Here is an 11,747-nt window from a genome sequence, read left to right on the forward strand (position 1 = left end):
CGGGTAGGCGACTTTGTTTGGAGGGGTGTGCGCCTATACCCTGTATCGGCAGGGCTTTAGGTTTTATGCAGGCTTGAGAAAAATATATTTCTTGGTGTGACAAGTGTTTCAAGGGTGAAACACTTGTCGGGTTTCAGAGGACTCTTGTAGAAGGATAGAACGCGGTTGATCAGGTTGAACGCGTTCACCGGTTTTGCGGTTGCTACGCAACCGAACGCAGGCTTCGCCAGCTGCTACAGGATTGCCTTTAGTCCTTGTGGACCGCGATGCGCCAAACGCGGGCGATGTCCCGGGCGCGATCATGCAGCAGGCGCGAAGCGTCGGCGCAGGCTTGTTCCAGCGTCATCGGCCCGGACGTCAGCGCGAATGCCGCGTCGACCCCATGTTCGTACATCTGCTGATAGCCCTCGCCAAGGGTGCCGGCGATGACGATCACCGGCACGCCCTGCTGCTGGGCGATACGCGCCACACCAAACGGCGTTTTGCCACGCAAGGTCTGAGCGTCGAAGCGGCCCTCGCCAGTGATCACCAGATCCGCATCACGTACTGCAGCTTCCAGGCCGACCAGGTCGGCGACCACTTCCACGCCGGCACGAAATTGCGCGCCAAGAAACGCCTTCGCTGCAAACCCCAAACCACCCGCAGCCCCACTGCCCGGTTCGTCACGTAGATCTTTTTTCAGGGTTTGGGCGCAAAGCCCGGCGAAATGCCCAAGGGCTAGATCCAGCTGTTGCACCTGCTCGACCGATGCGCCTTTCTGCGGGCCGAATATTGCTGAGGCACCGTGGGGGCCGCACAGCGGGTTGTTGACGTCGGCAGCGATCTCGAAGCGCACGTTGGCCAGACGCGGGTCCATGCCACTCAGATCGATCTGCGCCAGTTGCGCCAATGCCAGGCCACCCGGTTTCAACATCTGGCCCTGAGCATCGAGCAGTCGCACACCCAGCGCCTGCAACGCACCGGCACCCGCGTCGTTGGTGGCGCTGCCGCCAATGGCCAGGATGATCCGCTGCGCACCCGCATCGAGTGCCGCGCGGATCAGTTCGCCCGTACCGAAAGTGCTGCTGGTGCACGCATCGCGCTGGCCCACCGGCACCAACTGCAAACCGCTGGACTCGGCCATTTCGATGATCGCGGTGTGATTGTGGGGCAGCCAGCCCCAATGCGCGTCGACCTGTGTGCCGAGCGGTCCCTGTACGGTGACGCTGCGCAGCTCACCTTCGCAGGCAGCGAGAATCGACTCGACCGTGCCTTCCCCGCCGTCAGCCATCGGGCACTTGACCAGCGTCGCGTCCGGCCAGACCTCGGCCAGTCCCATCGCGATGGCGTCGGCCACGGCTTCGGCACTCAGGCTGTCCTTGAACGAATCGGGGGCGATGACGATTTTCATGTGAATTCTCCAGTTCCAATGGAGCCCATGCTGCCAGTTGAAATGAACAATAACGCCGGTCCGTTGCACAAGTGCGGCTGGGGTTTATTGTTCATTTCTACAAAACACTGTGGGAGCGGGCTTGCTCCGGGCGGCGATCCGACGAAGGCGGTGTATCAGTCACCATGGATATCGGATGTGATGGCCTCTTCGCGAGCAAGCCCGCTCCCACAATGGATTGGCGGTGAAACAAAATTTTGTGAACCTGCCGATCCATTGTGGGAGCGAGCCTGCTCGCGATGGCGATGCGTCAGCCACCATGGATATTGGATGTGATGACCTCTTCGCGAGCAGGCTCGCTCCCACAGGGATTTGTGTCGTTCACGGTTTGGTGTCGGTCTGTGGCAGTAGTTGCACGCCCAGGTACAACGCGAGCATGCCATCGAGGCGCAATGGGTCGACGCCACTGAGTTCGGCGATGCGCTCCATGCGGTAACGCAAGCTGTTGCGGTGGATGCCCAACGCATCGGCACACGCCTGGCTTTGGCCGTCGTGTTCGCACCAACTGCGCAATGTCGCCAACAGTTGGCCGTTACCGTCCTTGGCGATGACTTTGCGCAGTGGGGTGAGCAATTCGTCCAGCGCATCGTCATTGCGATGGCGCCAGAGCATGACCGGCAGTCGATAGCGGTTCAGCGTCAGCAAACGGCTGTTGGGCAACACGTCACGCCCATAGGCCAGCAAGTCGCCGACCCGCCGATAGCAACGGCGCAAGCCTTGCAATCCATCCGCCTGACCGCCAACAGCGATGCGCAGAATGTTCCAGCCCAGGCCTTCGAGCTTTTCCAGCAAGCGTTCGTTGTCCACTGCTTGCGTGGTCGGACGGCACCACAGCAGCGATGACTTGGCGGAGCTCACGCACCAACTGTCGGGATAGCGTGAGATCAACCAGACGCTCAAGGCCTCGGCGGTTTGCCCGGCGCCATGTTCCAGGCCCAGTTCAAACAAATAAGGGGTACGCGACAGTTGCGGTTTGAGGCCCATTTGCTGTGCTTCGTCGATCAGCCGTGGCGAATCTCCCGCCTCGCTGAGCAGCAACGCCAACAGATCATCGCAACGCTGGCGACGCCATTGCTGTTCGGCCTGCTGGTTGCGCTGGCCGACCAGCATCTCGGCGGTCATGCGTACCAGTTCCGCATAGGTACGCAGTTGCTCGGGCTCACCGGTAATGCCCAGCACGCCGATCAGGCGCTGATCGAGCAGCAGCGGCAAATTGATCCCCGGCTGCACGCCCTTGAGGTGCACGGCCGTCTGGGCGTCGATTTCCACCACCCGCCCATTCGCCAGCACCAGCTGCGCACCTTCGTGGCGGGTATTGATCCGCTCCGGCTCGCCGCTGCCGAGGATCAGCCCCTGGCTGTCCATGACGTTGACGTTGTACGGCAGGATGGCCATCGCCCGGTCGACGATATCCTGCGCCAGGTCGTGATCAAGTTCGAACATGCGGGTAATCCTTGAAAACGTGCGGTGATTGATTGTTCACCCGCACAGGCTGTTGGCGCAAACCCTGTGCTCAGGCACAAAGACATCCGCTTAGGGGTGACCGAGACTCTTCAGGCGATCAACGTTACCCTTGCCTCGCAAAAAATCATAATAAAGAGAGACCCGCCATGTCACAGAGCGCCGCTGCCACCCTGGCCACCGATGACGATAAAAACGCCGTCTACAAGCGCGTTACCCTGCGCCTGATCCCCTTCATCTTCATCTGCTATCTGTTCAACTACCTCGACCGGGTCAACGTTGGATTTGCCAAACTGCAGATGCTCGATGCGCTGAAATTCAGCGAAACCGTGTACGGCCTCGGGGCCGGAATATTCTTTATCGGCTACGTGCTGTGCGGCGTTCCGAGCAACCTGGCGCTGACCCGATTCGGCCCTCGGCGCTGGATCGCAGTGATGATGGTCACCTGGGGCACGCTGTCGACCTGCCTGCTGTTCGTCACCACACCAACCGAGTTCTACACCCTGCGCCTGTTTACTGGCGCCGCCGAAGCCGGGTTCTTCCCGGGCGTGGTGCTGTACCTTTCGCAGTGGTTCCCGACGTTCCGCCGTGGCCGCATCATGGCGCTGTTCATGTCGGCGATCCCGGTGTCCGGCCTGCTCGGCAGCCCGTTCTCTGGCTGGATCCTCAACCACTTCGCCGCCGGTCAAGGTGGTCTCGCCGGCTGGCAGTGGATGTTCCTGCTGCAAGGCATTCCGACCATCACCCTCGGCGCCCTGGCGTTCTTCCTGCTCAGCGACAACTTCGCCAGTGCCAAATGGCTCAAGCCGCAAGAGCGTGCTGTGCTTGAAGCCGATCAAGCCATTGATTGGGCCAACAAACCGAAATCCACCACCGACTCGCTGCAGGCGGTGTTCAAGAACCCGGCGATCTGGGCGTTCGGGCTGATCTACTTCTGTATTCAAAGCGGCGTTTACGCGATCAACTTCTGGCTGCCGTCGATCATCAAGAACCTCGGTTTCGCCGATAACCTGGTGATCGGTTGGCTCAGTGCAATTCCGTACTTGCTGGCGGCAGTGTTCATGTTGATGGTGGGCCGCTCGGCCGATCTGCATAAAGAACGCCGCTGGCATTTGGTGGTACCGATGTTGATGGGCGCGGCAGGTCTGTTGATCGCCGTGAACTTTGCCGCCAACCCGGCTATTGCGATTCTTGGCCTGACCATCGCCACCATGGGCGCCCTCACCGGCCTGCCGATGTTCTGGCCGGTACCGACCGCGATGCTCAGCGCCGGCGCTGCCGCCGGTGGCCTGGCGTTGATCAACTCCATGGGGCAGATGGCCGGTTTCCTCAGCCCGTACCTGGTGGGTTGGGTCAAGGACAGCACCGGCTCGACCGATGCGGCGTTGTACCTGCTGGCGGGTGTGATTGTCGGCGGTAGCCTGTTGGCGCTGCGCATGACGCGTACGTTGCGCGTGTAATCCCCAGCAATCAGTGTGGGAGCGGGCTTGCTCGCGAAGACGGTGGTCAATTCACCATTGATGTTGACCGATAGACCGCTTTCGCGAGCAAGCCCGCTCCCACATGTTGATTCGGCGTGTTCGATAATTCCGTTTGCCCCGTGCAGTTGTTCTGGTATTTGATTGAGCCTTTCCCACCGGCAAAAGGATTTCGCACATGACCTACCGCACACTGGGCCACTCCGGACTGCAAGTGTCCACGTTGACCCTGGGCACCATGATGTTTGGCGAACAGACCAGTACCGAAGACTCGCTGCGGATCATCGAAAAGGCCTGGGATCAGGGCGTCAACTTCATCGACACGGCGGATGTATACACAGGCGGTCGCTCCGAGGAAATCGTCGGTGAAGCAATTGCCAGTCACCGCCATGAATGGGTGGTGGCTTCCAAGGTCGGTTTCGGTCCGGTCGACGGTGTGCCGAATCGCAGCGGGCTGAGCCGCAAGCACCTGTTCAATGGTATCGATGCCAGCCTGGCCCGCTTGGGCACCGACTATCTGGACATCTATTACCTGCACCGCGAAGACCACAACACACCGCTGGAGGTCACGGTGTCGGCCATCGGCGATCTGATTCGCCAAGGCAAGATCCGTTACTGGGGCCTGTCCAACTACCGTGGCTGGCGTATCGCCGAGGTGATTCGCATCGCCGAAAAACTCGGCGTCGACAAACCGGTGATCAGCCAACCGCTGTACAACATCGTCAACCGCCAGGCGGAAACCGAACAAATCACCGCCGCCAACGCCTACGGCCTCGGCGTGGTGCCTTACAGCCCGTTGGCCCGTGGCGTGTTGAGCGGCAAGTACGCGCCGGACGTCACCCCGGACGTCAACAGCCGCGCCGGTCGTCAGGACAAGCGCATTCTGGAAACCGAATGGCGGGTCGAGTCATTGCGCATTGCCCAGCAGATTCAGAAATACACCCTGGAACGCGGCGTCGGCATTGTCGAGTTCGCCATCGCCTGGGTGCTGAACAACTCGGCCGTCAGCTCGGCCATCGTCGGCCCGCGCACCGAACAACAATGGGATGCCTACACCAAGGCGCTGTCGGTGAAGATCACGGCTGAAGACGAAGCTTTCATTGATTCGCTGGTGACGCCGGGGCATTCCTCGACACCGGGGTTCAATGATGTGAGCCATTTCGTCTCAGGTCGTAAACCCCGTTCCAACTAAATAAACACATACCCATGTGGGAGCGAGCCTGCTCGCGATATCGGTCTACCAGTCAACATCAATGTTGAATGTGAAACCGCTATCGCGAGCAGGCTCGCTCCCACAGTTGGCCGGTGTTGATCATTCGGACAATATTCGTCTCTGAAACCACGTATCCTCTGCACCCGTTTCACGCTCACTCAATGTCTCGCGAGGACAGTTTGTCTAAAGGTATTGCTCTATCGGTGTCAGCCTCGGTGCTGTTTGCCGTCATGTATTTCTACACCTCCTTGCTGTCTCCCCTGAGCGGCGTGGAAATCTTCGGCTGGCGAATGCTGCTGACCGTACCCTGCATGACCGTGTTCATGGTGGTTTCCGGCGAGTGGCGGCGCGTGGTCGAAATCCTCCGTCGGGTGGGCAGCAAACCGGCACTGCTGGGCGGTCTGCTGCTGTCTTCGGCATTGCTCGGCGTGCAACTCTGGTTGTTCATGTGGGCGCCGCTGAACGGCCACAGCCTTGACGTTTCGCTGGGCTACTTCCTGCTGCCGCTGACCATGGTACTGACCGGGCGCATCGCCTATGGCGAGCAGCTCTCGTACCTGCAAAAGATCGCCGCGTTTTTCGCCACCCTCGGCGTGCTCAATGAGTTGTATCAGGTGGGCAGCTTTTCCTGGGCGACCCTGTTGGTGGCCATCGGTTACCCGGCCTACTTCGTGCTGCGCCGACGTTTGGCGGCGGACAACCTCGGTGGTTTGTGGCTGGACATGGCGCTGCTGCTACCGGTGGCGTACGGGTTCGTGTACAGCGGCGAACAGGGCTTTGCGGTGTTCGATCAACATCCGTGGCTGTCGCTGCTGATCCCGCTGCTCGGGGTGATCAGTGCCTCGGCGCTGGTGGTGTACATCATCGCCAGCCGGCTGCTGCCGTTCAGCCTGTTCGGTCTGTTGAGCTATGTCGAACCGGTATTGTTGCTGGGGGTTGCGTTGCTGCTGGGGGAAAGCATCAAGGCTGGAGAATGGCTGACGTACATCCCGATCTGGATGGCAGTGCTGGTGCTGGTGTTTGAGGGGTTCAAGCATCTGATGCGGCATCGCCGACCTTAACGCTGCGCAAAACAATGTGGGAGCGAGCTTGCTCGCGATGGCGTCTTCAGTTTCAACATTGATGTTGGCTGACAGATCGCTATCGCGAGCAAGCTCGCTCCCACAGTTTTACAGCTGAAGCAGATTACTCAGTGGACAGCACACCACGGCGAACCTGGTCACGTTCGATGGATTCGAACAGTGCCTTGAAGTTGCCTTCGCCGAAGCCATCGTCGCCTTTACGCTGGATGAATTCGAAGAACACCGGCCCCATCAGGGTTTCCGAGAAGATTTGCAGCAGCAGACGCTTGTCGCCCGACTCGGACGAACCGTCCAGCAGAATCCCCCGCGCTTGCAGTTCGTTGACCGGCTCGCCGTGGTTCGGCAAACGGCCTTCGAGCATTTCGTAGTAGGTTTCCGGCGGCGCGGTCATGAAGCGCATGCCGATCTTTTTCAGGTGATCCCAGGTCTTGATCAGGTCATCGGAAAGGAAGGCAACGTGCTGGATACCCTCGCCGTTGAACTGCATCAGGAACTCTTCGATCTGCCCGGCGCCCTTGGACGACTCTTCGTTCAGCGGGATGCGGATCATGCCATCCGGAGCGGTCATGGCCTTGGAGGTCAGGCCGGTGTATTCGCCCTTGATGTCGAAGTAACGGATTTCGCGGAAGTTGAACAGCTTCTCGTAGAAGTTCGCCCAATAAGCCATACGGCCGCGATACACGTTGTGGGTCAGGTGGTCGATGATCTTCAGGCCCGCCCCGACTGGGTGGCGGTCAACGCCTTCGATGAACACGAAGTCGATGTCGTAGATCGAGCTGCCTTCACCAAAACGGTCGATCAGGTACAGCGGAGCGCCGCCGATGCCTTTGATCGCTGGCAGGTTCAGCTCCATCGGGCCGGTCTCGATGTGAATCGGCTGGGCGCCGAGTTCCAGGGCTCGCTTGTAGGCTTTTTGCGAATCCTTGACGCGGAACGCCATGCCGCACACCGACGGGCCGTGCTCAGCCGCAAAGTATGAGGCGACACTGTGAGGTTCGTTGTTGAGGATCAGGTTGATCGCGCCCTGGCGATACAGGTGCACGTCTTTGGAACGGTGGGTCGCGACCTTGGTGAACCCCATGATCTCGAAGATCGGCTCAAGGGTGTTCGGGGTCGGCGATGCGAGCTCGATGAATTCAAAGCCCATCAGGCCCATTGGGTTTTCGTATAAATCTGCCATGGTTGGCGCCTCATCATGCTGATTAACGGATCGTTAGTTACGAGCAATGCTGAGAGCGGCGGGTGGCGCGCAGGAGATGCCTCGCACACTGCGGGCGAGAAAGTCACCGTAGATCAATTGGAACCCAAATATCTTCATTGTCGACCCAAGGCTCTTGCGGGCGAGGCTTCTGCTGCCAGAAGACGTTATTCTTATATGCGTAACCGGATTCTACACAGCGTAACCAGATTTGTCCGCCTTCTCTATAAAATCCCCCTTTTTGACGCCGGTGCAAGGGGTTTGTTGCACAGGTAGATCCCCAGCAGAATCGCCCCGCCTCCCAGGCACATCGCCAGGCTCAGTTGCTCGCCCAGCAACAGCGCACCCAGCATCACTGCGGTCAGCGGATTCAGCGCAATGAACACTCCCGAGCGGGTGGCGCCGATTTTACGGATGCCGTCGTAGTACCAGATATAGGCCAGCGCCGAACCGAGTACGCCCAGATACAGCAGGCTCAGAAGCTGCCCCACCTGCAATTCGCTCAGGACCTCAAGACTCACCTCACCGCGCACCGCGCTGGTCGCCCACAACATCAATGTGCCCAGCACAATCGAGTAGGTGACGGTGTGCAGTGGGCCTAATGTCTGACTCAGTCCTTTGGAAAACAACGAGTAGACGCCCCAACCCAGCACACAACCGAAAATCAGCAGGTCACCGATCCAGGTGTTCGCGGCATCGCCATCAAACACTTGCTGGTTGCGGCTGACAATCACCACCCCAGCCCCGGCGATGCATATCGCAATGCCTACGACTTTGACTCGACTCAAGCGCTCCTTGAACAGCAGCCACGACGCCAACCCGATGACCGCCGGATTCAACGCCACGATCAGTGAGGCACGAGAGGCGTTGATGTAGTGCAAGCCGTAAAAGAAACACAGGTTGTAAAAGAAGATCCCGAAAAAACCCAATCCCCCCAACTGCAACCACTGCCTGAAGGTCGGGCGTGCCAAAGGGATACGCGCCAACGCCATGAACAGCAGCAAGGCCAGGCTCGCCAGCAGAAAACGCAGGCTCGCGGCCAATAACGGGCTCAGTGTGTCGGCAAGAAACCGGCCGGCAACGAAGGTCCCACCCCAGATCATGGTGACAGTGGCGAGTTTCAGGTAAACCGCGACATCCGAATCACGAGAGCCGCTCTGGACAAGGCTTTTCATAAGTCTCCACGATAAAAAATCAGTCAGATGACGTATTCTTTGTGTAATGCCTGATCATCGTAAAATGAGTAAATACTCATGACCCTGACCCAACTCGAGATTTTTTCCCTGGTGGCCGAGCTGCATGGCTTCACCAGCGCGGCCAACCGCCTGGGCATCACTCAGTCGGCGGTGTCCCATGCCATCAAGTCGCTGGAACAGGAACTCGGTGTCGAGTTGCTCAGAAGACATCAGTCCCACATCGAGCTCAGCGATATCGGACAACAGCTGTTGTTGCGCGCCCGCGCCATGCTCGGGTTGGCCAGCACTCTGCGCCAGGAAGCAGCGGATGCCCGCGGGATGAAACGCGGCACGCTGCGCATTGGCTCATTTGGACCGACCTCGTCGATCAAACTGCTGCCGAAGATTTTGCAGCACTACCGCGCGACCTATCCGGGGATCGAGGTGCACATAGACGAAGGTCCGGATCGGCAAGTGCTGCAGTGGCTTGAAGAGCGGCGTATCGATGTCGGTTTTGTGGTGTTGCCCGAGGAGCGTTTCGATACCATTGCGCTCGTGGAAGACCAGATGGTCGCGCTGATACCGGCCGATCACGAGCTTGCCCGGCGCGACAGCCTGACCTTGAGTGATCTGTGTCACGACCCGTTCATTCTCACCGAAGCAGGCTCCTCGGAGCTGGTTTCGCGCCTGTTCAGCGCTGCCCGGCTGACCCCGGACATTCGCTATCGCAGCTCGCAACTACTCAGCACGCTGGAAACTGTCAGCCGTGGCGACGCCTTGACACTGGTCGCCGAACTTTCGCTACCGGACGCGGAACAGCCGCGCTACCTGAAAAAGCCCCTTTCACCGCCGGTCAAACGCCAGGTGGGTCTGGCGGTGCTAGATCAGCGCCAGTCATCACCGGCGACCCTGGCGTTTATCAAGTTGGCGGTGAATCTGGATTACCGTTGAAAAGCACAAAGCCAATACGCCATCTATCATGGCCCGTGTCTGTACTCTTTTTGAGAGGCAAGCCGCCGCCCTGCCTGCATTTGAGAGCCTTGCTCTATCTGAGAGCCCTACTCCATCGTCACAGGTTCCACAAATGCCCTTGACCGTCAAAGCCCGCCGCACGCCGCTGACTCGCAACCTCATCACGCTGCTGATCGGTCTGGTTCCTGTGCTACTGGGTAGCATCATTCTGCACATGCAAGCCGAACGGGTGCTGGAGCAAAGCACCTACCAAACGGCCGAAGAAGCGGTGCGGCAATTCGATTCGATGCTCGATGACACCGCGCTGGCGGCACAAGAACTGCTGCCGCTGGCCGGACAGCCTTGCGCCGATGTCAAACTGGCCCTGCGCGAACAAGTCACGCGCCGGCCCTTCGTGCGTTCGACCAATCTGGTCTGGGACAACAACATATATTGCAGTTCACTATTTGGCGACTATCAGGCAACGGTCGATCCTGGCGAGTACACACAAGGCAAGTTGTGGTTGATGAACGGCAACCCGGTCACACCCAATACCGCGGTGCTGGTGTATCGCCTCAGTGAAGGCAATCAAGGCGCCCTGAGCGCCCTTGACGGCTATCACCTGAGCAATGTCCTGCGGCTGATTGGACGCAAGACCCTGCTGTTACTGCAGGTCGGTCCCCACTGGTTGTCGGCCGATGGCAAGGTCCATGAGGGCGCCCTGCCCGTATTGCCGATAGCCCGAAGCAACCTTGAATCTGCGCGGTACGCTTATGAAGTAGAGGCCGGTTTTCCCGACGGTGAAGTCTGGCGCTACATGAAAAGCGAATACCCGCCGCTGTTCAGCCTGCTGATCTTCTTTGGGGGAATTGCCGGGATCATTGGTCATTGGCTACAGAAACGCTCGTCATCACCCAGTCACGAATTGCAGCGGGCACTGGAAGCCAATGAGTTCATTCCTTACTTTCAGCCCGTGGTTCACGGCGACACTAAACAGTGGGCCGGCATTGAGGTATTGATGCGCTGGAAGCACCCGAAAGAAGGCCTGGTGCGCCCAGACCTGTTCATTCCGTTCGCCGAGCACTCCGGCCTGATCGTGCCAATGACTCGCTCGTTGATGCGCCAGACTGCAGCATTACTCGCCCCGCATGCGCATTTGTTCCATGAGCGCTTTCACATCGGCATCAATATCACCGCCAGCCACTGTCGTGACCTTGAGCTGGTAGACGATTGCCGCGAGTTTCTCTCGGCTTTCCCGCCTGGCAAGGTCGCACTGGTTCTGGAACTGACCGAGCGCGAGCTGATCGAACCTGACGCCATCACCCTTCAATTGTTCGAACAGTTACATGCGCTGGGGGTGATGATTGCGATCGATGACTTCGGCACCGGGCATTCGAGCCTGGGCTACTTGCGCCAGTTCAATGTGGACTTTCTGAAGATCGATCAAAGCTTTGTGGCGATGATCGGGGTCGATGCCTTGTCCCGTCATATACTCGACAGCATCATCGAACTCTCGGCCAAGCTGGATCTGGGAATCGTTGCCGAGGGTGTCGAAACCATTGAACAGAGTGATTATCTTGCCGCTCACGGGGTGAACTTCCTGCAAGGCTACCTATTTGGACGACCACTGCCGGGCGCTGATTTCATTAATGCGCTGGACAGCCACTAATTAGCCACTTTTCGCGCTCCAGGGAAACCCTCAACAAGTGGGTCCCTGCAGAAAATCGCATAAAACAGCAGCCTGCGTTACATAAAGAAAA

Annotated in this window: 9 protein-coding genes; 5 read left to right on the forward strand and 4 right to left on the reverse strand. The window is 58.9% G+C overall.

The window, feature by feature from the left end:
• Positions 1 to 247: 247 nt before the first annotated feature.
• A complete protein-coding gene (locus tag AC1RKH_RS22180) occupies positions 248 to 1,390 on the reverse strand; it encodes a glycerate kinase (RefSeq protein WP_493064538.1) in 1,143 nt (380 codons plus the stop codon).
• Positions 1,391 to 1,750: 360 nt separating this feature from the next.
• Entirely contained in the window at positions 1,751 to 2,872 is a 1,122-nt protein-coding gene (locus tag AC1RKH_RS22185; protein ID WP_493064539.1) for a sugar diacid recognition domain-containing protein, read from the reverse strand.
• Positions 2,873 to 3,039: 167 nt separating this feature from the next.
• Between AC1RKH_RS22185 and AC1RKH_RS22190 the strand changes: the two genes are divergently transcribed.
• The 3 genes from AC1RKH_RS22190 (at position 3,040) to rarD (ending at position 6,642) form a co-directional block, all read left to right on the forward strand.
• Positions 3,040 to 4,350 carry an MFS transporter gene (locus AC1RKH_RS22190; protein ID WP_493064540.1) on the forward strand — a complete coding sequence of 437 codons (1,311 nt, stop codon included), beginning with the start codon at positions 3,040 to 3,042 and terminating at the stop codon, positions 4,348 to 4,350.
• Positions 4,351 to 4,546: 196 nt separating this feature from the next.
• On the forward strand, positions 4,547 to 5,560 hold the full coding sequence (locus tag AC1RKH_RS22195; RefSeq protein ID WP_493064178.1) for an aldo/keto reductase: 1,014 nt from the start codon (positions 4,547 to 4,549) through the stop codon (positions 5,558 to 5,560).
• A 200-nt stretch (positions 5,561 to 5,760) separates the two neighbouring features.
• Entirely contained in the window at positions 5,761 to 6,642 is an 882-nt protein-coding gene (rarD, locus tag AC1RKH_RS22200) for an EamA family transporter RarD (protein WP_493064177.1), read from the forward strand.
• A gap of 124 nt (positions 6,643 to 6,766) precedes the next feature.
• Here the strand turns inward: rarD and hppD are convergent, their stop codons facing one another.
• Complete coding sequence (gene hppD, locus AC1RKH_RS22205; protein ID WP_123424842.1) at positions 6,767 to 7,843, reverse strand: 4-hydroxyphenylpyruvate dioxygenase; 1,077 nt, start codon at positions 7,841 to 7,843, stop codon at positions 6,767 to 6,769.
• A gap of 242 nt (positions 7,844 to 8,085) precedes the next feature.
• Complete coding sequence (locus tag AC1RKH_RS22210) at positions 8,086 to 9,036, reverse strand: DMT family transporter (protein WP_493064176.1); 951 nt, start codon at positions 9,034 to 9,036, stop codon at positions 8,086 to 8,088.
• Between the two features lie 78 nt (positions 9,037 to 9,114).
• Here AC1RKH_RS22210 and AC1RKH_RS22215 point away from each other — a divergent pair, with 78 nt between their 5' ends.
• Both AC1RKH_RS22215 and AC1RKH_RS22220 read left to right on the forward strand, forming a co-directional pair.
• Positions 9,115 to 9,987, forward strand: coding sequence for a LysR family transcriptional regulator (locus tag AC1RKH_RS22215; RefSeq protein WP_493064175.1), 873 nt, complete (start codon positions 9,115 to 9,117; stop codon positions 9,985 to 9,987).
• Between the two features lie 133 nt (positions 9,988 to 10,120).
• Entirely contained in the window at positions 10,121 to 11,656 is a 1,536-nt protein-coding gene (locus AC1RKH_RS22220) for an EAL domain-containing protein (protein ID WP_493064174.1), read from the forward strand.
• The last annotated feature ends 91 nt before the right edge of the window (positions 11,657 to 11,747 follow it).

It is taken from the genome of Pseudomonas sp. GW822-FHT06B12, assembly GCF_058799675.1.